The following is a 25,209-nucleotide window of genomic DNA, read 5'->3' as shown; positions in this document are numbered from 1 at the left end:
CGTTGTCGAATGTCTCTATCTCTGCCTGCGTTGAATGACTCCGTTCGGAAGGCGGGCGATTTAGCCCAGGGCGTGAACGTCATGGTCAAGCGGCGGCTGTTCAATCCGCTGCGGCCCGATCATGCGGCCCGGTCCGCATTCAACGTGTTGAAGTTCGGCCCGTTCGCCGGTGTCGTCATGCATGCGGCACAGACCAGGCCGGGCGCGGCCGCCATTGTCGACGAACGCGGCGAGGTGAGCTTCGGCCAACTCAACGAGCAATCGAGCGCGCTCGCGCGTGGGCTGGCAGCGCAGGGCCTCGCGCCCGGTGACGTGGTCGCCCTGCTGGCCCGCGATCACCGCGGCATGGTGCTGAGCCTGCTCGCAACCGGCAAACTCGGCGTCCGCACCGTGCTGATGAATACCGGCTTCGCCAAACCGCAGTTCGCCGATGTGGCCGCGCGCGAGCACGTCAAGGCCGTACTGCACGACAGCGAATTCCTCGATCTGATGAGCGCGATTCCCGCCGAGATCCCCCGCGTGCTCACCTGGGTCGACGAGAAGGACAATGTCGATCCATCGGTGCCGACCATCGAATCGCTGATCGCGGGCCGCTCGACCGAACCGGTGCCCGCCCCCGCCAAGCCGGGTGGCATGGTCATCCTGACCAGCGGCACCACCGGCACCCCGAAGGGCGCGCCGCGCGATCGGGTCAGTCCGTTCGCCTCGGCCCAGTTCGTCGACCGGGTGCCGCTGCCGAACAACGGCACCATGATCATGGCCGCGCCGATCTTCCACGGCACCGGCCTCTCGCAGTTCACCCTCGGCCTGGCGCTCGGCAACCGGGTGATCTTCCAGCAGCGCCGTTTCGATCCGGAACGCACGCTCGCGAATATCACCGACTACAAGGCGGATTCGCTGGTCGTGGTCCCGACCATGCTGCAGCGCATCCTCGATCTCGGCGACGAGGTGCTGGCCAAGTACGACCCGAGCAGCATCAAGGTGATCTTCGCGGCGGGCTCGGCCATCGCGCCCGATGTCGTCACCCGCACCCTCGACTACTTCGGCGACAGCCTCTACAACCTGTACGGCTCCACCGAATGCGCGGTCATGACCGTCGCGACCCCGCAGGATCTGCGCAAGGCCCCGACCACCGCGGGCAAGGCGCCGGTCGGCATCCGGATCGTGCTGCTCGATGAGAACCGCAAGCCGATCACCGAGCCCGATGTGACCGGCACCATCTTCGTGGACAACGGTTTCGCCTTCACCGGCTACACCGACGGCCGCACCAAGGAGATCGTGGACGGCATGATGTCCAGCGGTGACGTCGGACATTTCGATGCCGAGGGCCTGCTCTACATCGATGGCCGCGACGACGACATGATCGTCTCCGGTGGTGAGAACGTCTTCCCGCTCGAGGTGGAGAACCTCATCGCGGGCCGCGACGATATCTTCGAGGCGGCCGTGGTCGGCGTGGACGATCGCGAATTCGGAAAGCGGTTGCGTGCCTTCGTCGTTCCCGGTCCGGACTCCAAGCGCGACGCGCAGGAGATCAAGGATTACGTCAAGGCGAATCTGGCGCGTTACAAGGTGCCGCGCGAGGTCGTCTTCCTCGATGAACTGCCGCGCAATGCGACCGGCAAGCTGCTGCGCAAGCCGCTGATCGAAATGGAAATCGACGCAAGCTGATTCGAACTCGGAGCCGCACACCTTCGATTTCCCGGCCGCGGAATTCGTACGGATATCCGGAGGTGTGCGGCCTTCGCATTTATTCCACCTGGCAACTCGAGGCATCCCATGAATTTCGGCGATCGACCGGGGTGGCGATCGACCGGTAATTCGTCAGCTATCATCAGCGCGTGAGTTTCGAGTTCGGCCCGGCCGCTGCGGGGCAACGCAGCGCCGTCGCGCGAGTGCGCGGCGCATGTGCCGGTTCGATCTCCGGGGCCATATCCGTTGCCGCACATGGGTGGGCGTCCGGCGGTATGGCGCCGAGCGGTACCACCCTGGCACTGCTCGCTGCCGCCGCGGCCGTCGTCGGTGCGCTCGTCGCCGGTATCGCATCGCTGCGCCATAGCTCGATCGGGCTGGTCGTGGTGCTGGCCATCGGTCAACTGCACGGCCACCTCACCATGGGGTGGAGCTCGGGGCATCTGCATCACGGCGATGTCCAGCTCAGTCCCGGGATGTTGGCCGCGCACATTGTCGCGGCCCTACTCGCCGCAATGGTGATCCGAGGCGCAGAAGCCGCGTATCGGATCGGCTGTGCCGTGCTGTCGCGAGTGTTGCCGGTGCGCTATCACCCGCCCGCGATTCCGGGGCCGGTGCCGCTGCGCCTGACCCATCGCGATCGCGTCATTCTGCGGATTTTCGCCGCGGACTCGCTCCGCACGCGCGGCCCGCCGCTGGCGTTCGGTTACTGATTCTCCTTTACCCGGTGCACGGGCTCCGCTCGTGCGTCGCCGTCACCCGCGCACATACCTTTCCGCGGACGAGATCTCACATCACCGTGTGACATCGATTGCGTTGTTCAACGGTGCACCGATCAGCACTGCGGTAGATCGCATCCGTTGTTGCGCGGCGCTCTTCGCGCCCGGTGAAACGCCGAGATCCGCTGCCCGTCACGAATTCCGTCGTATCGACGGCGTTCGGCGGATTCCGACGACCCTCGTCGACGACGGCCGATTCCGGGTGCTTCCGAACTCCAGAAACGAATCACCATGAGCATTACGGACATCAGTCCACTGGATGCCGAATCATCGGCTCCGGCAAAGGAAACGACCAATCGGCCGCGCAATGGCCTCTATCCCCTGGCCATGCGGCTGCATTTCTACGCGGGCATTTTCATCGCACCGTTCATCCTTATCGCAGCGGTCACCGGAGCGCTGTATGCGATCTCCCCGACGCTGGAATCGATAACCTCGCACGATCTGTTGAAGGTCGAGCCGAATGGTCCGATGCGGCCGCTGTCCGAACAGGTCACCGCGGCAGTCGCCACCCAGCCCACGCTGAAGCTGGTCGCGGTGGCTCCGGCACCCGAGGCCGATGACACCACTCGCGTACTGTTCGATGACCCGTCACTCGGCGAGTCCGAACGTCGCGCTGTCTTCGTGAATCCCTATACCGCGCAGCCGGTCGGCACCGATGTCGTCTATGGCAGCTCGGGTGCGCTTGCGCTGCGCACCTGGATCGATAGGCTGCACCGGGATCTGCACCTCGGTGAGCCGGGACGTATCTACAGCGAGCTCGCCGCCTCCTGGCTGTGGGTTGTCGCGCTGGCCGGTCTGGTGCTGTGGATCCGCCGGGTCCGCAACCGTCGCAACCGGAACTCGGCGGCCTGGCTGCTGGCACCGGACGGCGCCCAGCAGGGCCGCGGCCGGTCGATGAATTGGCATGGCGCCGTCGGAGTGTGGATCATGCCGGTGATCCTGCTGCTCTCGGCGACCGGCATGACCTGGTCGACCTATGCGGGTGAGAACATCACCGAACTGCGCCAGCAGCTGAGCTGGACCACCCCCGCGGTGAGCACCGCGCTGCCGGGCGCGACTGGGACCGAACACGCCGGGGGCGATCACCACGGCGGTGGCGAACACGCGCCCGCGCCGGTCGATACGCCGACCCGGATCGCGCAACTCGACGCGGTATATGCGGCGGCTCGCGCCAATGGCATAACCCAGGGCGCGGAGATCGGCATTCCGGCCAAGTCCGGTGTGGCATTCGCGGTGAAGGAACGGCGCATGTCCGGCACCTATACCGTCGACGCGGTCGCCGTCGACGGCGCGACCGGCACGATCACCAGCACATTGCCCTACGCCCAGTGGCCGCTCATGGCCAAGCTCACCAACTGGGGCATCCAGTTCCACATGGGCCTGATGTTCGGGCTGCTCAACCAGTTGCTGCTGCTGGTCGTGATGATCGGGCTGATCGCCGTGCTGGCGCTCGGCTATCTGATGTGGTGGAAGCGGCGACCGACCCGTGATTCGTCGCGCCTGGCCATCGGACGCGCACCCCGGCGCGGCGCATTGCGCCGGACCTCGCCGTGGCTGGCGCTGCCGATTGTGGCGGTCGCGCTGGTCGTCGGCTGGTTCGTCCCACTGGTCGGGTTGAGCCTGCTGGCCTTCCTCGCCGTCGATGTCATCGTCGGCCTGATCGCACGCGGCCGCGCCACGGCATAGCCGAATACCGCCGGGGCGTGAGGGGCTCCGGCAGTTACCAATTCGACCTACCGAACGTCAAAGGTACGGCCGCTGTATCGCCATGCCTCGAGCTGTTCAAGACAAAGGATTCACCCATCTCATGAAGATCACCAAGTTCGCCCTGGCCGCCGCGTTCATGACGACCGCGGTAGGCACGTCCGCCGGTGCGAGCTACGCCGCCCCGATCGAGGACGCCCCGATCAACTTCACCGCCGACACCACCGACACCCAGTCGATCATCACCACTGATGGTGGCTCGCTGGTCATCGAGGACGGCGCGCTGAAGATCAAGGCCGCCAATGGAACTACCGTCGCGGGCACGCCGCTGATTTTCCGGGTCGACGAATTCGAATTCCCGGTGGCGGCCGATATCGCCGATCGCACAGCGACTCTCACGCCGCAGTTCGATATGGCCCATGCGACCTACAAGCCGGTCGCGCTGCCGTACGAGGACAAGGCGCCGTGGAAGACCGAGTACGACCGTGAGCAGGCCGCCTGGTCTCGCATGACCAGCACCATCAGCATGGGCGCCACGATCGGCACCCTGGTCGGCGGCATCGGCGGCGGTGCCGTCGGCTGCGTGCTCGGCGGTATCGCCGGTGCGACGGTCGCCTCGGCTACCATCGTCGGCCTCTTCGGTCCGTTCATTCCGGCCGCCGCGGTCGGCTGCGTCGGCGGCATCGTCGCGATCGGCGCGCTCGGTGTGCTCGCGGGTCAGATCCTGGTGACCGCACCGGTCGCGATCGGTGCCGCGATCCAGTACTTCACCACGCTCGGCCAGCCCTTCAACGCACCGGCGAAGTAGCCTGCGGCACAACGAGAGCCAGTGCCCGCCCGATAACAATCGGGCGGGGCGCTCGCTCGAGGCATGCTACCGGTGGCTGTCGACGGTGCGTCCGAAGCGCTATGGGAGACCCGTATGGCGACCGATCCGCCGCCTACGGGCTGCGTGATCGGCTCATTCCACCGCGGCCTTGGCCTGCGGCCAGATGCGAGCCAGGCCGATCAGGAGTGCGAGCTCGGCGTCGAAATCGTGCGCGGCCAAGGGCAATGGCGGTGCACCGGTGCCAGCGGGCGGCAGGCCCGCCTTTCTGGCCTGCGCCGCCCGACTCAGCCGATGGGCGTAATCGGTGATCCCCCGGTTCCATTCGGGCTCTCGCACGGTATTGCGTTGTGCTTCATCGGTTTCGGCCGGGAGGTAAGCGCCTAGGTGCAGCATTGCGTCACGGATCTCTACAGTCATCCGCAGTAGCCGGGTGGCTGGATCCGAGCCGTGCCGCGCGTCGGCGGGCATGACGATCTCCGGGACCGCCGCGGTGAGATCACGCCACAGCGGCAATAGCCGACGGCAGGTTCTGGTGGCGCGATCCATACCCGCTCGCAGCATCAGCTCCGCGACCAGCGGTACCGCGAGCAGCGTCGAACCGATCGCGACGAACAGCGTGAACGCAACCGGGACCAGCGATAGTTGTGGTCCGTCGGGCCATCCAGTGGCCAGCTGGGAAAGCGAGAGTGCCTGCGCGCCCCAGATAATCGCGTTGGTGCCGATCATGCCGAACGACACGATCCGCGCCGCGCGCGGCGTATCGCTATCGCGGAGTGCGCCGAGGCAGCTGCGAGCGAACACGAACGTGTTGTAGGTGAGTGGTATGGCCAAGGCACAACCGATGCCCAGTGCATCCCCCGCACTGCGCAGGTCGACCGTTCGTCCCGAGTATCTGGTCGATGCCGCGGTCAGGACTATCGAGGCCGTCGCGGCCAACGCGACGAGACCGGCGTTGCGCTGATTGCGCCATACGGTATCCGGCTCGGGATCGGCGCTGACGAGCCTCCCGATGCTGTACAGGTACGTGGTGGTCATGAGAACGCAGCCCAGGGCAAGCTGATTCGCCGGGTCATCGATGGTCGGCGTCGACGCGCACCGGTACATGAGCAGGGCCACGATGCACCACAGGCCCATGTGGACCACGAGCCGGCCCATCTGGTTGTCGAACCGACCGGCATCAGTGCCGCGGACGAGCCATAACCAACCCGACAGCCCAACCGCGAGGTAGCCGATCACCGCCCAGGCCACGACTCCCGATATCGGTGACGACATCGATGCACCCTCTCGGTCCGGAACTCATGCCCGTCGGAGGATACTGCCGCCTCGGCCGCGCTACCACGCAGCGTCGGAGCAAAGTATGCGGCCCGCTCCCGAGTTGACTTCTTACCGCCCTGCGGCTTTCGACTATCACGGATCTCGAAGTCCATCGCATCCCCTGATCTGGGGCGTTGCGACGACTCGTATGGCCCGAGACAATCGGGCGGGCTAGCGGCGGCCGCGGAAGGTGCGGCGGAGGTCTTCGGTCCAGAGGTCCGGAATCTCCCAGGGGATGAAGTGGCCGCCCCGGTCATGGGCGGTGAGGTTGACGTGGTTGTACCAGGGGCCGCGGTCGCTGGCGAGGAAGTTGTCGACGCGTTGGTCGGTGGTGACGCCGGGTGGGTTTTCGTAGCCGACGAAGGTGATGCCAGTGGGCGCCTCGATGACCGGGTGACGGTCGTGCGACGGGGTCCAGGGGTAGCGGTTGTTATTGGCGTAGGTGCGGATCGAGGTGCCGATCGAGTTGGTGGCCCAGAAGATCATGGCGTGGGTGAGCAGATCGTCCCTGGGGAAGACGGTTTCGATATCGCCGCCGTCGTCGCTCCACTTCATCCAGCGCTGGAGTATCCAGGCGAGCATGCCGACGGGTGAGTCGGACAGGCCGAAGGCCAGGGTGCTCGATTCGAGCACATGGACCGCGAGATGGACGCCGAAGCGGTGCTCCAACTCGATGATTCGGGCGTAGACGTCGGCGGGCAGGCCGTCCGGGATGGGGCGGCCGCCGGTGAGATCCCAGGCCCGGTCGCCCTCGAACAGGGTCAGCTTCTGGCCGGAGCCGATGTGGATGGCGTAGAGCTCATCGGCGTACTTGTGGCCGAGTTGGCCGGTGACCAGTGCGCCGACATCACAGCCTGCCGCGGCGTACCTGGCGTAGCCGAGGGTTTCGGTCATCAGGGTGTGCCAGAGATCGGCCACCTTCCAGAAATTCATATCCGGGTTGTTCGGCAGCGGGGTGGAGAAGCCGAACCCGGGGAACGACGGGACGATCACGTCGAATGCTTCGGCGGGGTCGCCACCGTAGGCGCCCGGATCGGCGAGCGGGTCGATGACCTTGGACCAGTGCCAGAACGTCCACGGCCAGCCGTGAGTGAGGATCAGCGGTATCGGATTCGGGCCGACGCCGGGCTTGCGCATGAAGTGCACCGGGACACCGTCGACTTCGACGCGATAGTGCTCGTAGGCGTTGATCGCGGCTTCGGCCTTGCGCCAGTCGTATTCACTGTGCCAGTACTCGACGAGTTCCTGCAGGTAGCGGCGATCGACGCCGTAGTATCGGTCGTCATTGCCCGCGTCGTCGGGCCAGCGGGTCAGGGCGAGTCGCTGGCGGAGATCGGTGAGCACCTCATCGGGCACATGGATCGGCGTCGCCGGCAATGGAAACGGCCGATTCCCGGCGCGGTCGGATCCGTTGGCTTCGTGACTCAATGATCATCTCCTGCGCGGCATCTCGGATGTTTCGACCGTAGCACTCCGAGATCACCGATCCGCGCCGGTCAGGACTCGGGTGGCGAATCTGCGTCGGCGGCAGGCGCATCGGTCTCGGCCGGCACGGACACCGGCCGCAACAGCACCCAGACCAGGAAGGCGAGCGCCACCGCACCCATGCCGACACCGGCCCAGACGTTCACATTCACGCCGCCGGTCTTGGCCTGCTCGGCGGCGGTATTGTGCACCAGCCCGGTCACGATCAAGATGACGGCGTAACTGCCGAGCAGCGAGCCGACAATGGTGCGGATATCGAACAGCATCGGCTGGCCTCCTTATCCGACGATGATATTGAGGGCGATGACCAGGACCAGGGCAATGCCCGCGAGCAGCACCGGACGCTGATACCAGGGCAGGCCGGCCTCGTCCGGATCGTGGCGCAATTGTTTCGGCGTCTCCGAATAGACGAGCCCGACGAGTTCGGCATCCGGTTTCGGTGTGGTCACCTGGGTGACCGCGACGCTGACGGCGATATCGACGACGAAGACGACACCGGCCGCGACGAAACTCGACCCCTGGCCCGACATCTCGAAGACATCGGTCTTGTGCAGGATGAAAACCACGATGGCCGACAGGGTTCCGAAGACCAACCCCATCCAACCCGCCGTCGGCGTCATCCGCTTCCAGAACATGCCCAGGATGAAGGTCGCGAACAATGGCGCGTTGAAGAAGCTGAACAGCGTCTGCAGGTAGTCCATCATGTTGCTGAAATTGCTCGCGATGAAGGCGGTTCCGATCGCCGCGACGGTCGCGCCGACCGTTGCCAGCCGCCCCACGGTCAGGTAGTAGCCGTCCGGCCGATCCCGGCGCACATACTGCTGCCAGAGGTCATAGCTGAACACCGTGTTGAAGGCGGAGATATTGGCGGCCATCCCGGCCATGAACGCCGCGAGCAATCCGGCGAGCCCGACGCCGAGCAGCCCGTTGGGCAGCACATCCTTCATCAGATACAGCAGCGCCTGGTTGTAGGTGACATCATCACCGGAGAAGTTCGGATCGGCCGCCACCGCCGCCTTGTACTCGCGCATCTGCGGCACCAGCACCGCGCTGATCATGCCGGGAATCACCACGATCAATGGAATGAACATCTTCGGATACGCGCCGATGATCGGGGTCCGCCGGGCGGCGGAAATGGAATGCGTGGCCAGCGCGCGCTGCACCTCGACGAAGTTGGTGGTCCAGTATCCGAACGAGAGCACGAATCCGAGGCCGAACACAATGCCGACCACGGATAGGAAGTTATTGGAGAACCCGCTGAGCGCGGTGCCCGGCCAGGACTCCAACTGTTCGGCACCGCCCGGCGATGCGGTCACCTTGTCCCGCAACCCTTGCCAGCCACCCGCCTTGTGCAGGCCGACCAGGGTCAGCGGCAGCAGTGCGGCGACGATGACGAAGAACTGCAGCACCTCGTTGTAGATCGCCGCGGACAATCCGCCGAGGGTGATGTAGGAGAGCACGATCACGGCCGCGACGATCACCGAGACCCACAGCGGCCAGCCGAGCAGCACATTCAGGATGGAGCCGAGCAGGTACAGATTCACCCCGGCGATGAGCACCTGCGCGATCGCGAAGCTCAGCGCGTTCACCAGATGTGCGCCGGTGCCGAAGCGCCGCCGCATGAACTCCGGCACACTGCGCACCTTGGAGCCGTAGTAGAACGGCATCATCACCACACCGAGGAACAGCATGGCGGGCACCGCGCCGATCCAGAAGTAGTGGAAGGTCGGGAAGCCGTATTCGGCGCCATTGGCCGACATGCCCATGATCTCGACCGCGCCGAGATTGGCGGAGATGAAGGCCAGTCCGGTCACCCACGCGGGCAGCGATCGGCCGGAGAGAAAGAAGTCGATACTCGACGAGACCCGCCGCCTGGCCAGCAGACCGATGCCGAGTACGAAGAGGAAATACAGCGCGACCAGCGCATAGTCCACGGGCTGCGCGTCCAGGCGCAGCGTCGAGGAGGCCTGCACCGAGACGGTATCCGGCGCTGCTGTGAAAACGGTTGAATCGGCAAGCAGCACAGCGTCGTCCCTCCAGGCGTGAAACCGGGCGTCGAGCCAGTCGTGCGTTCTACTGTGCGTGATTGTGCCGCACCCGCGCGGCACAATCACGCACAAAGGTCGGATGTATCGCCCGATCGGTTGCTCAGTCGAGGCGGTGGGCGCCAGCGCCCGGCAGCACCACAAAGGTGCGCGGTGCGTCGAAACCCGATCGCGCGAACCGGTTTCGCACCGCTTCGGCGACCGTCGCGGTGTCATCGCGATCGACGAGCGCGATGACACTGCCGCCGAACCCGCCACCGACCATGCGCGCACCGTGCGCCCCGGTGGCCAGCGCCGCCGTGACAGCCGCGTCCAGAGCCGGTGTGGACACGGCGAAGTCAGCGCACAGGGATTCGTGCGCCGCAGTGAGAATCGGTCCGATCCCGCGTGGATCCGCACCAGTCCGCAATTTTTCGGCAACCGCCAGTACTCGCGCGTTCTCGGTGACGACGTGTCGAGCCCGATGCCGCAGTACCGGGTCGGTGATCCGATCCAGAGCGGCGATCGAATCGACGTCGCGCAATGCGGATACGCCGAGTTCCGCGGCCGCCGCCTCGCACTCGGCGCGCCGGGTGGCATAACCACTGTCGACCAACTCGTGCGGCTGCCCGGTATCGATCACGAGCAGTTCCACACCGAACCGGTTCAAGTCGAACGGAATCTGTTCGTATCCACCGCCACGGCTCGCCGCATTGCGGAAATCACGAACGTCGAGGAAGAGCGCGTGTCCCTCCCGGCACAGGATCGAGGCGGACTGATCGAGCACCCCCGTCGGCACTCCCGCGTAGTCGTTCTCGGCGGTACGCGCGATATCGATCAACTCACGATCGGTGACGCTGGGCGCGAACAGCTCTCGCAGAGCGACCGCCACCGCACACGACAACGCGGCCGAGGAGGACAGACCCGCACCGATCGGCACCGCGCCGTCCAGTTCGAGATCGACCCCGGCGACCGGATACCCGTGCCGCACGAATTCGGACACAACGCCCAGCGGATACCGCGCCCACGGCGGCAGCCGATCCCGTTCCGCGCCAAGGTCACCCGGCTTGACGAGCACCACCTCACCGGGGCGCTGTCGCGATGTCACCCGCACCAGTCCGTCTCTGCGGACCTCGGCCGCACACTCGACTACCAGCGATAATGCGATGGGCAGCACGAATCCGTCGTTGTAATCGGTGTGCTCACCGATGATATTGACCCGCCCGGGCGCCACCCACTTCGGCACGAAATTCCTCACTTCGTCAGCTCACCAGTGCCCACGCCTGCCATCCCAGCAACCACCGGAACCACACCCTACGAGACACGCCGCGCGAGCACGGTCTTCGGCCGGCGTGGATGCGCGCTCGATCTTCTTGACGCACAGTCGAATTTGACGCAATACCGGCCTAAAAAATCGGCCGATGGTTTCGGGAGGGCATTATGATTCACACGACCCCACGCAGCGGCCTACTCGGGCTGCAGTGGATCGATCGACTACTCCCGCCCATGGGCAGGCCGGATCGCGACGATCAGCGTGACTCCGGAGCTCCACTGACGATCGAGATCGGCGCGGCGACCGGGGCGGGCCCGACGGCTATGTCGGCCTTCGATGCGGCACTGCGTGACCTGGGAGTAGGTGATGCCAACTTGATTCGCCTGTCATCGGTCATTCCGCCGCGCGCGACCTTGGCCCGCACCGGTCGGGTGCGCAAGCCGATCCCCTGGGGAGATCGGCTCTACTGTGTCTACGCCGCGCAGCACGCGCACGCGGCGGGTGAGCGGGCCAGCGCTGGTATCGGCTGGGTACTGCGCGATGACGGTTCCGGCGCCGGACTTTTCGTCGAACACGAGGCCGAAACCGCGGCGGAGGTCGCGCGACTGATCCGATCCAGTCTGACCGATATGACCCGCAACCGGCCCGAGCGGTTCGGCCCGATCCAACCGTGCACCACCGAGACCCGCTCCGATGGCACACCGACCTGCGCGCTGGTGCTCGCCGCGTACCACACCACCCCGTGGAGGCAGCGATGACAGCGGTAGCGCGCAGCAATTCGATCGGGGGTGGTGGTCGGGGGGCGGGTGGGCTGCACGTCACCATCGAATCGCACATTCCGGACGACCGAATCGAGATGTTCCACCGGCTCTACGAGGAGGCCTTCGGCCCGCTGCGGATCAAGGCCATTGCCAGACAGGTCCTGCACCGCTCCGAATTCCACGCGGAGATGGTCGATCCGCGGGTCGCCAAACATGTCGCGCGCACCGCAACCGGCGAACCCATCGGGGTGACGACGCTGACCAAACATCTCGAGACCGTGCCGTGGATCAGTCCGGAGTACTTCGCCGCCCGCTACCCCGAGTATGCGGCGCGCGATGCGATCTACTACGCGGGTTTCACCCTTGTTGCGCCAAGTGCCCGACAAGGCGCCGCGTTCCATGCCATGATCAAATCAATTGTCCAGGTACTGGTGGCCGAGCGCGCTGCGGTCGGTTGGGACATTTGCTCGTACAACAACACTCGGTTTTCCTTCGCCGACAGCCTTCGAGCGGTGCTCGATGAGCAGCAGGCGAACGTCGAAGTCGCGGTGGAGGATTCGCAGACCTACTACGCGGCGCGGTTCACTGGCGATGGAGCGACCAAGGGGGGCTGATGACGGTCAGCGAAGAGCAGTCGACAACCATCCGGCACCGCAGCGAAATGTGGTGGTGCACAGTACTTCTCGCGAGTGTCGCGATCGGGCTCGCGGTACTGCTTGTCGTCGATCGGCAACCGTTGTCGCTGCTGACCATGGCCGCCGTGGTGATCGGTGCGCTCACCATGATCGGCGTGGGCCTGCGGCGGCATCGACCCGAGCGCCCGCTGCCCTGGTATCTGCTCTCGGCCTCGGCCGTGCTGTTCGCCACCGGCACGACCACCCGCGAGATCAACGATCACGCAATGCACCCGATCGACGACCTGTTCACTCTCGCAGGTTATCTCTGCCTCGGTGTGGCCGCGACGCTGTGGCTGCGCCCGCGTCAGGTCCGGGCCAACTACGACCTGCTGCTCGACTCCGCACTCATCGGGCTCGGCGCGCTGCTGGCCTCGTGGACCTTCCTGATCTCACCGATCCTGCAATCGCACGACACCACCGAGAACACTCTGGTCGCCGCGACCTATCCGGTACTGGACGCATTGCTGCTGACCCTGGTCGCGCATTCGATGGCGACCGCGACCCGGTCGGAAACCTCGCTGCGCCTATTGCACGTGGGCCTGATCGCGGTGCTCATCGGCGACCTCGGCTACAGCCTCGACACCGTCGGCAACGCACCGGTCGGGCACGAGATGCTGCTGGCACCACTGCTGCTCGCCTACCTGATCGTCGGTGTCGCGGCACTGCATCCGACCATGGCAACCCTCGGTGCGCCCCGGCGCATCCACCCGCATCACTCGCGGCAGCGGGCCAGTTTCATCGCGGTCGCGCTGATCGTTGCCTCACTGGTTCCGGTGGTCGGCTCCAGCCTGGACACCCTGGATCGGGCTGTGGTCTCCTCGCTGTGCGCGCTGCTGCTCATCGGTGTGCTGGTGCGCAGCGAACGCGCCATCGTGCGCAGTGCGCGCAGTGAGCGGCGCGCTCAGTACCAGGCCGATCACGATGTGCTCACCGGATTGCTCAACCGGTCCGCCCTGCTGCGCGCCCTGAATCGCGACCACGAGCACTGGATCGAGCAGCCATTGTGTCTGCTGTTCATCGATCTCGACGGCTTCAAGATGGTCAATGACAGCTATGGGCATGCGGTCGGTGATGAGCTGATCGCGAATGCGGCATCCCGGATCCGGCGCGTCATTCGGCGCGGCGATGTGGTGGCCCGCTACGGCGGTGATGAATTCGTGGTACTCGCGCCGCTCGAGCGGCAGGAGGCGGCCATGCTCGCGGAACGACTACTCGGCGCCTTCGTTCGGCCATTCGAGCTGAGCGCGGGCGAAATCCCCATTACCGCGAGCGTCGGGCTGGCCTGTGGCAGCCCGCGCAGCTCCGAGGACACCATCTACGACCTCATCCGGGATGCGGATTCGGCGATGTACCACGCGAAGGAGTACTCGCTCGGCTACGCATTCCACGACGATCTGCGCCACGGTGCCGACGCGCGCCATGGCAGCGACACTCGCCATGGCACCGCCGACTCGGGTCGCCGGATCTGGCGCCCGAGTGGCAGGTCGCACAATGCCAGCGGGAAGTCCGCCAGCACCGCGGTTTGATCAACTCACCACTGCGGACTGATCGAACCGGCACCACGGTCCAACCAGCACAGCGGTCTGGTCAGCAAGCGCAGCCAGCTGTTCCGGCCGGCACCGCGGTCTAGTCCGACAGCTCCTCGAGCAGCCGCCTCGCTTCGGCTAACTCCACCTGTAACTGCTGCACCTTGGACTCCTGCACCACCCGGGCCGCCTCCAGGATTCCGGCCACCACCTCGGCCACCTCCGGATGCAGCACCTTGGCCGCCTGCGCCACCGCCGAGCTGGTCACCGGCAGCCCGCGCACGGACTTCTTCTTGCCGCTGACCACATCGACCGACCATTCGCCGTCCGCGGTTCCGGTGAGCGTCACCGTGACCTCCGGCGCCTTCGCCTTGCTGCGGGCGGCGGCGGTCGCCTTGGTCGCGGGCTTGGCGGCACCCGCGGGGGCGGCCGGTTTGGCCGGTTCGGCAGCGGGGGCAACGGGTTTCGGTGCGACGGGGGTCGGGCTCGGCGCCGGGCTCGGCGGGGTGGGCGTCGTCAAGGTCGACGGCTGGGTCACAGTGGATTCCTTCCTGGTTGTCGACTTCGGCTGGGCAGGACTAGCGGTCGCCGCCCTGTCCCGCGGCGGCTTGGTCAACGTGACTTCGGTCGGAGAAAAGGACAGTACATCCTTCGATCCGGTCGGCTTGACCCGCAGGAAGTCACTTTCGGATCGATCACCGATCTCGACCACCTTGCCGGACCGTCCCTCCGGCACGCCAACCGCGGCCGCGGTGAACCACACCATCGGCGGGCGACCACCGGCGATATCCGTGGCGATCTGCTGAATTTCAGTGTCCGACAACGGCTGTGGTTTCGTTCTTGGGGACGGCATGGTGCACTCCGAGCGGTATTCGTGGATGGCTGCGTGCACAGATGATGCCGCACACCACCGACAGATACACAGGCCACCACCGAATCCGCCCAGGATCAGGCAAGATTCCGAACCCCAGCGAACTCCGAGCTATCAGCACGGCCAGGGCTCGTCCTCCGGACAGCCGGACCCGCTGCTACGGCGCGGGCGCTTGCAGAGCGGGGAACCAGATTTCGGTGAGGACCTCGGCGGCCTGGTGGGCGGTGACATCGATGGTGCCCTGCATGGCCCAGCGGGTGAAGAAGCGTTCCAGTTGGGCGACAAGCAGTTCCACACGCAGCCGGGCCTCGTCCTGACGGTCGGCGGGCCAGCGGGCGAGGTAGGAGGTCATGGCATTGGGCAGGGCGAGGATGCCCTGCCGGGCGAGCTCGCGGAATTCCGGCTCCAGCGCGGTGGCCTCGTCCCAGGCGGGCAGCAGATCCTTGTATTCCTGGAACCAGGCGATAGCCCGGGTCACCCAGTCCACGAACTCCGCGCGCGAGCCGGTATCGAGCACCCGGTCCAGATCCTCGTAGAAGTGCAGTGCGGTCGGCGCGGTGCCCTGTTCGGCGATGGCCCGCAGCAACTCCTGCTTACTGGCGAAGTGCAGATAGAAGGTGGCGCGGCTGCAGCCGACGGCGGCGACGATGTCGTCCACCCGGACCGCCGCATAGCCCCGCTCGGTGAACAGCGCTTTCGCGCCGTCCAGCAATTTCGCGCGGGTCTGCGACTTCTGCTCATCGCGCAGACTCAGCGGATTCGACTTGGTCGGCATGGGTGCGGCCACCTCGGGTCGGTCGTCGGAAAACCAAGAACACGGACTTCGCTAGACATCATGTCATTCACTAGACACCAAGTCTAGTCAGTGCTACTTTGTTGCCTACGTCACTCCACGGTCGCAGGCGGCTGGCGGATGGTTCGGGCGCCGCATCCGGTGCCGCCGATAGGTGACGGCAATCCTTCAGACGAGGACTACTGAATTGACTCAACGCAATCTGCCCCGGGTATGCGTCATCGGCGCAGGCCCCTCCGGTATCACCGTCGCAAAACGCCTGCAGGACTTCGATATTCCCTTCGATGTCTTCGAGGCCAGCGATGAGGTCGGCGGCAACTGGTACTTCAAGAATCCCAATGGCATGTCGGCCTGCTACCAGTCGCTGCACATCGACACCAGCAAGTTCCGGTTGGCGTTCGAAGATTATCCGGCGCCGGAGCAATGGCCGGATTTCCCGCACCATTCGCAGCTGTTCCAGTACTTCCGCGATTATGTCGACCATTTCGGCTTCCGCGACAAGATCCTCTTCGATACCAAGGTCACCGCGGCCGAACGACAGGCGGACGGCAGCTGGCTGGTCACCGCGAGCGACGGCCGCACCCGCGGCTACGACGCGCTGATCGTCTGCAATGGCCACCACTGGAATCCGCGCACACCCGACTATCCCGGCGAATTCGACGGCGTGCTGATCCACAGCCATGCCTACAACGATCCGTTCGATCCGGTCGATATGCGCGGTAAGAAGGTCGTGGTGGTCGGCATGGGCAATTCCGGGCTGGATATCGCCTCGGAGCTCTCGCAGCGCTTCATCGCCGACAAGCTGACCGTCTCGGCTCGGCGCGGGGTGTGGGTGCTGCCGAAATATGTGCACGGCACGGTCGGTGACAAACAGAGTGTGCCGCCGTGGATTCCGCGCAAGGTCAGCATGAAGCTCAAACAGCGCTTCGTGCGCAAGTTCCGCGGCGATATGGAGTTCTACGGACTGCCCAAGCCGGATCACAAACCGTTCGAGGCACATCCCTCGGCCAGCGAGGAGTTCCTGCATCGCGCAGGATGCGGCGATATCGCCTTCAAACCGGCCATTGCCGCGCTGGAGGGTCCGCGGGTGCGCTTCGCCGACGGCAGTACCGAAGAGGTGGATGTGATCGTCTGCGCCACCGGCTATCACATCAGCTTCCCGTTCTTCTCGGATCCGAACCTGGTGCCCGACGAGCAGAATCGCATTCCACTGTTCAAGCAGATGCTGAAGCCGGGCGTGGACAATCTGTTCTATCTCGGTCTGGCTCAACCACTGCCGACCCTGGTGAATTTCGCCGAACAGCAGAGCAAGCTGGTCGCGGCATATCTGACCGGAAAGTACCTGCCGCCGTCGGAGGCGGAGATGAACGCGCAGATCGACGCGGCCGAAAAGCGCCGCAGCGGGCGGTACTACAACTCGCCCAGGCACACGATCCAGGTCGAATTCGAGCCCTACGTGCGCGATATGAACCGGGAACTGGCCAGGGGCGCAAAGCGCGCCGCCGCCGCAGGCAATGCCCTGCCGGTGCCCGCCCGTGCGCTCGAGCATGCGTGAGGGGCCGGTCATCATGACGACGTCAGGATTCTGCGCTGACGAATTCCACAGTGTGCGAATGGAATTGGCGAACCAGATCGCCTCGGGCGAGGAGCTCGGCGCGGCGGTCTGTGTGCTGGTGGACGGCGAACCGGTCGTCGATATCTGGGGCGGACATCAGGATCTCGAGCGCACGGTGCCGTGGACCGAGGACACCTTGGTCAATGTCTTCTCCATCAGCAAAACCATGACCGCGCTGTCCGCGCTGCTGCTGGTCGACCGCGGTGAGCTGGATGTCCAGCAAAAGGTCGCGCACTACTGGCCGGAATTCGCCGCGAACGGCAAGGCCGATATCGAGATCCGCCACCTGCTCGGGCACACCTCCGGTGTCTCCGGCTGGGAACGGCCGATCGAGCTGGCCGATATCTACGACACCGCAGCGGCCAGCGCCCGGCTCGCCGCACAGCCGCCGTGGTGGGAGCCGGGCACCGCATCCGGATATCACGCGCTGAACTACGGACATCTGGTCGGCGAGGTGATCCGCCGCATCACCGGCCGCACGCTCGGGCAGTTCTTCGCCGAGGAACTCGCGGGACCGCTGGACGCCGACTTCCATATCGGCACCGGCCCCGAACATCACCATCGGATCGCGCCGCTGGTCCCACCGCCGCTGCTGGAATTCGATATGGCGGCGCTCGATCAGGACAGCATCCTGGTCAAAACGCTCACCAGCCCGTTGCTCGATATTCCGGAGGCCAATAGCGCCGCGTGGCGGATGGCCGAGATCGGCGCGGTGAACGGACACGGCAATGCCCGTTCGGTGGCCCGCGTGCAATCGCTGGTGTCCTGTGGTGGCGAGCTGAACGGCCGCAGGTTGTTGTCGGACAAGACCATCGACCTGATCTTCGAACAGCAGTCCGACGGTGCGGATCTGGCGCTGCTGCTGCCGCTGCGCTTCGGACTCGGGTACGGACTCCCCCAGCCGCAGACCGCACCGGAGGTCCCCGGCGGCCGGGTCTGCTGGTGGGCCGGATTCGGCGGCGCCATCGTGGTCAACGACCTGGAGCACCGGGTCACCTTCGCCTACACCATGAACAAGATGGCACCGGGACTCATCGGCTCCGACCGCGCGAATGCCTACCTGCGCGAGGTGTTTTCGGTGGTGCGGTCATGATGCGGGCATTGCAGCTCACCGATCCGGGTGTGCTGGAGCTGCGCAAGGTGGCGGTGCCCGAAATCGGGCCGACGGATCTGCTGCTGCGCGTCGGCGCGGCCGGAATCTGCCATTCGGATCTGCATGTGCTGCATATCCCGTTCAAGATGCGCGAGGAACCGCTGACACTCGGACATGAGGTCGCGGGCACCATCGAAGCGGTCGGCAGCAATGTCGATGGGCGGGTGGCCGGTGAACGGGGCATCGTCTATCTGTGCTGGTCGTGCGGGGTGTGCCGAGAGTGTGTGAGCGGCAATGAGAATGTCTGTCTGGCCGCCGGTCGCACCGCCATGCCGCCGTGTCCCGGACTCGGTCCCGACGGTGGTATGGCGGAATACATCCGCATTCCCGCAAGCTCTTTCGTGCCCATCGGCGACCTGGATTTCCTGCAGGCCGCACCATTGGCCGACGCGGCCCTGTCGAGCTATCACGCCATCGAGGGGGCTCGGGCACAGCTGCGACCGGGGTCGGTCGCGGTGGTCATCGGCATCGGCGGGCTCGGCCATGTCGCGGTGCAGATTCTCACCGCGACCAGCGCGGCACAGGTGATCGCGGTCGATATCAGCGAGGACAAACTCGCCCTCGCGACCCGGTGCGGCGCGGCCGAGGGGCTGCTCGGCGGTGCCGACACCGCACGCGAAATCCTGGACCGCACCGACGGTCGCGGCGCCGATGCCGTCTTCGACTTCGTCGGCGTCGATGCGACCGCGAGCCTCGCCGTGGAATCGGTTGCCCCCAATGGCGCGTACCGGATGATCGGACTCGGCGGCGGCGCACCGGAGATCACCGCGGGACCGGCGGGCGGCCCCGGCTGGCCGTGGGGTGCGTCGGTTCGAAAGTCCTACGGCGGCACCAAATCCGATCTGATCAACTCCGTGGCCCTGGCCCGGTCGGGCAGGCTCACCGTCGAGGTCGAACGCTTCGATCTCGCGGACGGCCGCGCCGCCCTCGACCGGCTCGAACACGGCCTCGTGACCGGCCGCGCAGTGCTGGTGCCCTGAGCGATGACCCATGAGAAAGAGCCTTCCATGACCAAGCCTTTCGATCCACAGGCAATGGCCGCCCAGGCCGTCGCACAACTGACCGGGCCGGGCGGGCCGTTCGAGATGACGGTCGAGGATGTCCTCGGCGCACCGATTCCGGTGATCAAGGATCGGGTGCGTGCGCTGGGTGAGGTACTCGCGAATTCGGTGGCGCTGGGTGATCGCGATTACCTGGTGACCGAGGACCGGCGGATGTCGTATGCCGAGCACGCGGAGGCCGTATACGCGCTGGCTCGGGCGCTGCGGGAGCGCTACGGCGTCGGAAAGGGTGACCGGATCGGCATTCTCGCGGCGAACACGCCCGAATGGGTGGTGACGTTCTGGGCCGCGCAGGCGCTCGGGGCGATCGCGGTCGGCTACAACGCCTGGTGGATGCCCCGCGAAATCGCCTACGGCCTCGAACACACCGGTCCAGCGGTGCTGATCGTCGATGCGAAGCGCGCGGCGCAGGTGGCGCAGCTCGATATTCAGGTGCCCGTGCTCACCATGGAGCACGATCTGCCCGCGCTGATCGCCGAATTCGGCGACGACGAGGCGCCGCACGCCCCGGTGGACGAGGACGATCCCGCGGTCATCCTCTACACCAGCGGCACCAGCGGTCGCCCCAAGGGCGCGGTGCACACCCATCGAAACCTGGTGGCGGTCATCGACTATCACCGGTTCAACGACGCACTGGCCGCCGCCTTCCAGGGCGGTGTCGACGACGGCGGTCCGAAGGGCCGCCGCTTCCTGCTCACCTCCCCGCTGTTCCACATCGCCAGCCTGCACAATCTGGTGCTCCCGCGTATGGCGACCGGCGATACTGCCGTCATCTACCAGGGCGCGTTCGACGCCGAGCGGATACTGCGACTGATCGAGCGGGAGCGGATCACCAACTGGGGCGCCATGCCGACCATGGCGAGTCGACTGCTCGAGGTCGATCTGTCGAAGTACGACGTGTCATCGCTGGCCGCCTTCTCGCTCAACTCCGCACCGTCCTCGGCCGCACTGCAACAGCAACTGCGCGAGCAACTTCCGGTCGCCAAGACCGCGCTGGTGACCAGTTACGGCATGACCGAATGCAGTACCGCGGCGACCATCGCGGCACCGGCCGAACTCGCCGCCTTCCCGGATACCGTGGGCCGCCCGGTAATCGGAGTCGAACTGCAGATCCGCGATGGGCTCGGCGAGCCGGTCGACGAGGGGGTGGAGGGCGAGATCTGGGTGCGCAGCCCGTACGTCATGCTCGGCTACTGGGCCGACGATGCCGCGACCGCCGCCGCCATCACCGCCGACCGCTGGTTGCGCACGGGCGATATCGGCGTACTCGAACAGGGCCGACTCCGCTTGTCCGGCAGACGTTCGGACCTCATCCTGCGCGGGGGCGAGAACGTCTACCCGACCGAGGTCGAGCAGTGCCTGGACGAACATCCCGCGGTCCGCGAATGCGCCGTCGTCGGCCTGCCCGATGAGGATCTGGGTCAACAGGTCGCGGCCCTCGTCGTCGTCGAAAGCCATTGCGCCACAACCGAACAGGAACTCATCGAGTTCGCGAAACAGCGCATCGCCTACTACAAGGTCCCCGCGCGCTTGCGGTTCACCACCACACCGTTGACCCGCAATGCGACCGGCAAGGTCGTGCGCGCCGGAATCGCCGAAGCCCTGTCCGCCGACGCGGCCTCGGACAAGCACTGAGATATGAGAAATCATGTACGACACCATCATTAGCGGCGGGCGCTGGTTCGACGGCGCCGCCTCCCCATCGGCCATCCGCCACCTCGGCATCCGCGACGGCGTCATCGCCGTGGTCTCGGCCGAACCACTCGATGAGACCGACTGCCCGAATATCATCGATGCCGCCGGGAAGTGGGTGATTCCCGGCATGATCGACATCCACACCCACTACGACGTCGAGGTACTGCAGAGTCCCGCGCTCGCCGAATCCATCCGGCACGGCATCACCACCGTGCTGCTCGGCTCGTGCTCGCTGTCGACGGTGCACGTCGGCGCATCCGACGCCGGTGATCTGTTCGGGCGGGTCGAGGCCATCCCACGCAAACATGTGGTCGCGGCGATGACCGAAACCAAGTCGTGGACCTCGGCGCGCGAATATGTGGCGGCGTTGGAGGCGCTGCCGCTCGGTCCGAATCTCGCCGCCTTCATCGGACATTCCGACATTCGGGCCGCCGAGATGGGCCTCGATCGCGCCACCCGCAGGGAGGTTCGCCCCACCGAGGCCGAATTGGCCGCCATGGCGGCGAAACTCGATGAGGCGCTGGACGCCGGATTCGTCGGCATGTCCTCCCAGCAGCTGTTATTCGACAAACTCGACGGTGAGGTGTGCCGCTCGCGCACCCTGCCGTCGACCTATGCCACCACGCGGGAACGCCGCAGGCTCAATGCGATTCTGCGCCGCCGCGGCCGGGCGCTGCAGGGCGGTCCGGATGTGGCCCGGCCGCAGAGTCTGGTCGCGATGGCGGCGAGCAGCCTCGGCATCTTCCGCAAGCCGCTCAAGGTCAGCCTGCTCTCGGCGGCCGATATCAAGGCCATTCCCGCGGTCGCCCAGATCTTTCCGCTGATCGCGCGCATTCTCAACCGGCTGGGCGGCGACTTCCGCTGGCAACATCTGCCGGTGCCGTTCGAGGTGTACTCCGACGGTATCGATCTGCCGGTCTTCGAGGAATTCGGTTCGGGTGCGGCTGCCCTGCACCTGTCCGATCAACTGGAACAGCGCAGGGAACTGCTGCGCGACGAAGGCTATCGACGCCGGTTCCGCAAGGACTACGACAAGAAGTTCGGGCCGCGGGTCTGGCATCGCGATTTCTTCGATGCCGAAATCGTGGCGTGCCCGGATCAATCGGTACTCGGCAAGACCTTCGGTCAGGTCGGGCTCGATCGCGGTGGACTGCATCCGGTGGACGCGTTCCTGGATCTGGTCGTCGAATACGGCGGCAAAGTGCGTTGGCGGACGACCATTTCCAATCACCGGCCGCAGGTGCTGGACAAGTTCGCGGCCGATCCCGGTGTGCAGCTCGGCTTTTCCGATGCCGGTGCGCACCTGCGCAATATGGCCTTCTACAACTTCGGGCTGCGGTTCCTGCGCCGGGTGCACGACGCCGAGCGCGCGGGCCGACCGTTCCTCTCCCTGGAACGGGCCGTGCACCGGATCACCGGCGAACTCGCCGACTGGTACAGCATCGACGCGGGCCACCTGCGTCCGGGTGATCGCGCCGACCTGGTCGTCATCGATCCCGCGCACCTCGACGAGTCCGTCGAGGCCTACGCCGAACATCCGGTCGAGGTATTCGACAACCTCTCCCGCATGGTCAACCGCAATGATGCGACCGTGACCGCGGTGCTCGTCGGCGGTGAATACGTCTTCGGCAATGGCGTGGCGGCGCCGGTCCTCGGCGCTCAGCGCACGGGCCGGTTTCTGCGGGCTGGTGCGGAGTAGCTCCGCACTGCCGTACCGACCGGCCGCTCGGCGATTCGCTTCGCCGCCCGATACGCGCTACCTTATCTGTTACTGGCGAACACAGGTGTTCGCCTATCCACTCGCAAGGAGGCGATGTGGCGATATTTGCGCACCAGGGTCGGAATGTGGTCTACGACCGGGTCGGCAGCGGGCCACCCATCGTGCTGCTGCACAACGCCGGCACCCAACGTCATATCTGGGACGATCAGGTCGGCGAATTGCGGCATCACTATGAGGTTTTCGCACTCGATCTGCCCGGTTACGGTGAATCCGACCAGCCGGCCGACGGGTATCGGCTCGCGGACTATGTACAAATGCTGGCGGCCTTCCTCGCCGCGCAGGATCTCACCGATGTGGTGCTGATCGGCAACTGCCTCGGCGCCGCCACCTCGTTGCGGTACGCGATGGCGCATCCGGACAACGTCCGGGCTCTGGTGCTGTGCAACCCGCTGACCTGGCATACCGTCCGCGCCGGACGCCAAGCCGGACTGGCCTGGGTCGATGCCAGGCTCCCGCTCGCACCGGTGGCGCGCAGGCTCGCGCTGCCGGATGCGGTCGTCTCGCGAATCGTTGGCGACCAGTTGGGCGCGGACGGGCGGCGCCGGAATCTGCACCACTCGCCGCGCCTGACGGCGCACTGGGGCGATAAGGGGCGGTTGCAGGCGCTACACGGCCTGGTGCAGGACTTCCCGACCTATGCCGAACTCGATGTCTTCACCCCCGGACCCGAGTTCCCGCCGATCTGCACCATCTGGGGTCAGCAGAATCGCATCCTGTCGGCCCGTGCGGGCGCCGAACTCGACGACACGCTGCGGACGCACACCCGGATCCAGCTGACCGAATGTGGACATCTGCCGATGGTGGAGGAGCCGCAGACGGTGACCAATGCCATCACCACCTTCCTCGCCACGCAGGAGGTGCGGCCGTACTCAGCGGAGAAACGCCAGGTCAAACCCTGATCCAAGGTGTTGATATGGTTGTTTGGCGAAGCGAAGCGCGGGAAACCGAACCTCAAACAGCGAGGAAAGGGACGTCATGTTGCTACGCCGATTTGCCCGTCCACTGCTGGCGACCGCATTCGTCGCCGATGGTGTCGACGCACTTGCCCACCCTGAGCAGCGCACCCAGGCCGCCGCGGCGCTGGTACAGCAGGGCCAGCAATCACTGCCCGATAATTACGCCGCCAAACTGCCGTCGGATCCGGGGACGTTCGTCAGGATCAATGCGATCGCCCAGGTCTCGGCCGGTACGTTGCTGGCTCTCGGCAAAATGCCGCGGCTCGCCTCGCTCACCCTGGCGGCCACGGTGATTCCCGCGACGGTCACCGAACAGGACTTCTGGGCGGAGAAGGATCCGGAACGCAAGGCGGCCAAGCGCAACGCCTTTCTCAAGGATGTGAGTCTGCTCGGCGGGTTGATGATCGCCAGCGCCGATACCGGCGGGAAACCCTCGCTCGGCTGGCGCGGCCGCCGGGCGGCGAACAATGCCAGCGCTGCGGTCTCGGCCGCATTGCCGTTCGCGGCGGCGGATTCGACAACCGGCGAGGCGCTGCGTCGACATGCGCACGACGCCGCGCTGCGCGCGAGGGAATTCGGCGATGTCGCCGCGGCGAAGGTTGCCGCGGTCGCGCAGGAGCGGGGCTCCGAAATCGCCGATACGGTCAAGGAGCACGGACCGGAATGGGCCGAGCTGGCCAGGGAGCGCCGCACGAAGCTGGCCGAGAAGGCCGCTGAACTCGCCGAGCTCGCCAAGGAACGCGGGCCCGAAATCGCCTCGGTCGCACGCGAACGCGGCACGGTGCTGGCCGAGATCGCCCAGCACCGTGGCGCCGAACTCGCCGAAAAGGCCCAACATCGCGGGGCCGAACTCGCCGAAAGGGCCCAGCACCGCGGGGCCGAACTCGCCGAACTCGCCAAAGAGCGTGGGCCCGAATTGGCTTCGACGGCGCGTACGCGCGGCGTCAGGCTGTCGGCGAAGGCACAGAAGCGTGGTGCGCGCCTGGCCGCGAAGGCCGAGCGCCGGGCTAAGAAGGCGCAGCCTCGGATCGATAGGGCACTGCGCCGTCTCGACATAGCCCAGGAGCGAATGGCACTGGCACAGGAGCGGATTGCGCAGGCCAGGGAACGCATCGAGGGGCGGCGCCACTGATTTGCGCCGGGTGCGAATCGCCGGAACTACACCGGAGCCGCACATCCCGGCGTCGTGTCCGCGAGGGCCGCGGCCAGCGAACCGAGTCGAAG

At 66.0% G+C, this 25,209-nt stretch carries 21 protein-coding genes; 14 read left to right on the top strand and 7 right to left on the bottom strand.

What is annotated here, in order from left to right; genetic code table 11:
• Positions 1-9 precede the first annotated feature (9 nt).
• From ACQP0C_RS09710 to ACQP0C_RS09695, 4 genes are all read left to right on the top strand, one after another.
• On the top strand, positions 10-1,668 hold the full coding sequence (locus tag ACQP0C_RS09710) for an acyl-CoA synthetase (protein WP_433732593.1): 1,659 nt from the start codon (positions 10-12) through the stop codon (positions 1,666-1,668).
• Positions 1,669-1,838: 170 nt separating this feature from the next.
• The gene (locus tag ACQP0C_RS09705) at positions 1,839-2,402 is read left to right on the top strand and encodes a hypothetical protein (RefSeq protein WP_433732592.1); all 564 of its coding nucleotides are present in this window, start codon (positions 1,839-1,841) and stop codon (positions 2,400-2,402) included.
• Between the two features lie 297 nt (positions 2,403-2,699).
• On the top strand, positions 2,700-4,154 hold the full coding sequence (locus ACQP0C_RS09700; RefSeq protein ID WP_433732591.1) for a PepSY-associated TM helix domain-containing protein: 1,455 nt from the start codon (positions 2,700-2,702) through the stop codon (positions 4,152-4,154).
• Between the two features lie 121 nt (positions 4,155-4,275).
• Positions 4,276-4,980 carry a hypothetical protein gene (locus tag ACQP0C_RS09695; RefSeq protein ID WP_433732590.1) on the top strand — a complete coding sequence of 235 codons (705 nt, stop codon included), beginning with the start codon at positions 4,276-4,278 and terminating at the stop codon, positions 4,978-4,980.
• Between the two features lie 153 nt (positions 4,981-5,133).
• Here ACQP0C_RS09695 and ACQP0C_RS09690 read toward each other — a convergent pair whose 3' ends face one another.
• The 5 genes from ACQP0C_RS09690 to galK form a co-directional block, all read right to left on the bottom strand.
• On the bottom strand, positions 5,134-6,273 hold the full coding sequence (locus ACQP0C_RS09690; protein ID WP_433732589.1) for an MAB_1171c family putative transporter: 1,140 nt from the start codon (positions 6,271-6,273) through the stop codon (positions 5,134-5,136).
• A 213-nt stretch (positions 6,274-6,486) separates the two neighbouring features.
• On the bottom strand, positions 6,487-7,743 hold the full coding sequence (locus tag ACQP0C_RS09685) for an epoxide hydrolase family protein (protein ID WP_433732587.1): 1,257 nt from the start codon (positions 7,741-7,743) through the stop codon (positions 6,487-6,489).
• A 68-nt stretch (positions 7,744-7,811) separates the two neighbouring features.
• On the bottom strand, positions 7,812-8,066 hold the full coding sequence (locus ACQP0C_RS09680; RefSeq protein ID WP_433732585.1) for a hypothetical protein: 255 nt from the start codon (positions 8,064-8,066) through the stop codon (positions 7,812-7,814).
• Positions 8,067-8,078: 12 nt separating this feature from the next.
• The gene (locus ACQP0C_RS09675; RefSeq protein WP_433734494.1) at positions 8,079-9,773 is read right to left on the bottom strand and encodes a sodium:solute symporter family protein; all 1,695 of its coding nucleotides are present in this window, start codon (positions 9,771-9,773) and stop codon (positions 8,079-8,081) included.
• Positions 9,774-9,948: 175 nt separating this feature from the next.
• On the bottom strand, positions 9,949-11,070 hold the full coding sequence (gene galK, locus ACQP0C_RS09670; protein ID WP_433732583.1) for a galactokinase: 1,122 nt from the start codon (positions 11,068-11,070) through the stop codon (positions 9,949-9,951).
• 194 nt (positions 11,071-11,264) lie between these two features.
• Here galK and ACQP0C_RS09665 point away from each other — a divergent pair, with 194 nt between their 5' ends.
• The 3 genes from ACQP0C_RS09665 to ACQP0C_RS09655 are packed head-to-tail and all read left to right on the top strand — an operon-like array spanning position 11,265 to position 14,061.
• Positions 11,265-11,855 (top strand): pyruvoyl-dependent arginine decarboxylase, encoded by a 591-nt coding sequence (locus tag ACQP0C_RS09665; RefSeq protein ID WP_433732581.1) that lies wholly within the window; start codon positions 11,265-11,267, stop codon positions 11,853-11,855.
• Complete coding sequence (locus ACQP0C_RS09660; protein WP_433732579.1) at positions 11,852-12,472, top strand: hypothetical protein; 621 nt, start codon at positions 11,852-11,854, stop codon at positions 12,470-12,472. The genes ACQP0C_RS09665 and ACQP0C_RS09660 overlap by 4 nt, the downstream gene beginning before the upstream one ends.
• Positions 12,472-14,061: a diguanylate cyclase domain-containing protein gene (locus tag ACQP0C_RS09655; protein ID WP_433732577.1), complete on the top strand. Its 1,590-nt coding sequence runs from the start codon at positions 12,472-12,474 to the stop codon at positions 14,059-14,061. Before ACQP0C_RS09660 ends, ACQP0C_RS09655 begins: the two co-directional genes overlap by 1 nt.
• Before the next feature lie 100 nt (positions 14,062-14,161).
• Here the strand turns inward: ACQP0C_RS09655 and ACQP0C_RS09650 are convergent, their stop codons facing one another.
• Together ACQP0C_RS09650 and ACQP0C_RS09645 are read right to left on the bottom strand one after the other, a co-directional pair.
• Positions 14,162-14,884 (bottom strand): DUF6319 family protein, encoded by a 723-nt coding sequence (locus ACQP0C_RS09650; RefSeq protein ID WP_433732575.1) that lies wholly within the window; start codon positions 14,882-14,884, stop codon positions 14,162-14,164.
• Positions 14,885-15,089: 205 nt separating this feature from the next.
• Positions 15,090-15,707, bottom strand: coding sequence for a TetR/AcrR family transcriptional regulator (locus ACQP0C_RS09645; protein ID WP_433732573.1), 618 nt, complete (start codon positions 15,705-15,707; stop codon positions 15,090-15,092).
• A gap of 205 nt (positions 15,708-15,912) precedes the next feature.
• Here ACQP0C_RS09645 and ACQP0C_RS09640 point away from each other — a divergent pair, with 205 nt between their 5' ends.
• The 7 genes from ACQP0C_RS09640 (at position 15,913) to ACQP0C_RS09610 (ending at position 25,117) form a co-directional block, all read left to right on the top strand.
• On the top strand, positions 15,913-17,280 hold the full coding sequence (locus tag ACQP0C_RS09640; RefSeq protein ID WP_433732571.1) for a flavin-containing monooxygenase: 1,368 nt from the start codon (positions 15,913-15,915) through the stop codon (positions 17,278-17,280).
• 58 nt (positions 17,281-17,338) lie between these two features.
• Entirely contained in the window at positions 17,339-18,433 is a 1,095-nt protein-coding gene (locus ACQP0C_RS09635; protein WP_433732569.1) for a serine hydrolase domain-containing protein, read from the top strand.
• Entirely contained in the window at positions 18,433-19,473 is a 1,041-nt protein-coding gene (locus ACQP0C_RS09630; RefSeq protein ID WP_433734493.1) for an NAD(P)-dependent alcohol dehydrogenase, read from the top strand. The genes ACQP0C_RS09635 and ACQP0C_RS09630 overlap by 1 nt, the downstream gene beginning before the upstream one ends.
• Positions 19,474-19,500: 27 nt before the next feature.
• A complete protein-coding gene (locus tag ACQP0C_RS09625) occupies positions 19,501-21,189 on the top strand; it encodes a class I adenylate-forming enzyme family protein (protein WP_433732567.1) in 1,689 nt (562 codons plus the stop codon).
• A 13-nt stretch (positions 21,190-21,202) separates the two neighbouring features.
• On the top strand, positions 21,203-22,948 hold the full coding sequence (locus ACQP0C_RS09620; protein ID WP_433732565.1) for an N-acyl-D-amino-acid deacylase family protein: 1,746 nt from the start codon (positions 21,203-21,205) through the stop codon (positions 22,946-22,948).
• 116 nt (positions 22,949-23,064) lie between these two features.
• A complete protein-coding gene (locus ACQP0C_RS09615; RefSeq protein ID WP_433732563.1) occupies positions 23,065-23,928 on the top strand; it encodes an alpha/beta fold hydrolase in 864 nt (287 codons plus the stop codon).
• A gap of 76 nt (positions 23,929-24,004) precedes the next feature.
• Positions 24,005-25,117, top strand: a complete 1,113-nt coding sequence (locus ACQP0C_RS09610; protein ID WP_433732561.1) for a DoxX family membrane protein — start codon at positions 24,005-24,007, stop codon at positions 25,115-25,117.
• The last annotated feature ends 92 nt before the right edge of the window (positions 25,118-25,209 follow it).

This window comes from Nocardia sp. CA-129566, assembly GCF_050956075.1.
Classification (GTDB): Bacteria; Actinomycetota; Actinomycetes; order Mycobacteriales; family Mycobacteriaceae; genus Nocardia.
The sequence above is the reverse complement of the archived record's forward strand: the minus strand, read 5'-3'. Positions and strand labels throughout refer to the sequence as shown.

Bases quoted from the DNA above. Each gene is read 5' to 3' on its own strand.
- ACQP0C_RS09710 (WP_433732593.1), top strand. From the start codon at position 10: ATGTCTCTATCTCTGCCTGCGTTGAATGACTCCGTTCGGAAGGCGGGC.
- ACQP0C_RS09700 (WP_433732591.1), top strand. From the start codon at position 2,700: ATGAGCATTACGGACATCAGTCCACTGGATGCCGAATCATCGGCTCCG.
- ACQP0C_RS09695 (WP_433732590.1), top strand. From the start codon at position 4,276: ATGAAGATCACCAAGTTCGCCCTGGCCGCCGCGTTCATGACGACCGCG.
- ACQP0C_RS09690 (WP_433732589.1), bottom strand. From the start codon at position 6,273: ATGTCGTCACCGATATCGGGAGTCGTGGCCTGGGCGGTGATCGGCTAC.
- ACQP0C_RS09680 (WP_433732585.1), bottom strand. From the start codon at position 8,066: ATGCTGTTCGATATCCGCACCATTGTCGGCTCGCTGCTCGGCAGTTAC.
- ACQP0C_RS09665 (WP_433732581.1), top strand. From the start codon at position 11,265: ATGATTCACACGACCCCACGCAGCGGCCTACTCGGGCTGCAGTGGATC.
- ACQP0C_RS09660 (WP_433732579.1), top strand. From the start codon at position 11,852: ATGACAGCGGTAGCGCGCAGCAATTCGATCGGGGGTGGTGGTCGGGGG.
- ACQP0C_RS09655 (WP_433732577.1), top strand. From the start codon at position 12,472: ATGACGGTCAGCGAAGAGCAGTCGACAACCATCCGGCACCGCAGCGAA.
- ACQP0C_RS09645 (WP_433732573.1), bottom strand. From the start codon at position 15,707: ATGCCGACCAAGTCGAATCCGCTGAGTCTGCGCGATGAGCAGAAGTCG.
- ACQP0C_RS09635 (WP_433732569.1), top strand. From the start codon at position 17,339: ATGGAATTGGCGAACCAGATCGCCTCGGGCGAGGAGCTCGGCGCGGCG.
- ACQP0C_RS09630 (WP_433734493.1), top strand. From the start codon at position 18,433: ATGCGGGCATTGCAGCTCACCGATCCGGGTGTGCTGGAGCTGCGCAAG.
- ACQP0C_RS09625 (WP_433732567.1), top strand. From the start codon at position 19,501: ATGACCAAGCCTTTCGATCCACAGGCAATGGCCGCCCAGGCCGTCGCA.
- ACQP0C_RS09620 (WP_433732565.1), top strand. From the start codon at position 21,203: ATGTACGACACCATCATTAGCGGCGGGCGCTGGTTCGACGGCGCCGCC.
- ACQP0C_RS09610 (WP_433732561.1), top strand. From the start codon at position 24,005: ATGTTGCTACGCCGATTTGCCCGTCCACTGCTGGCGACCGCATTCGTC.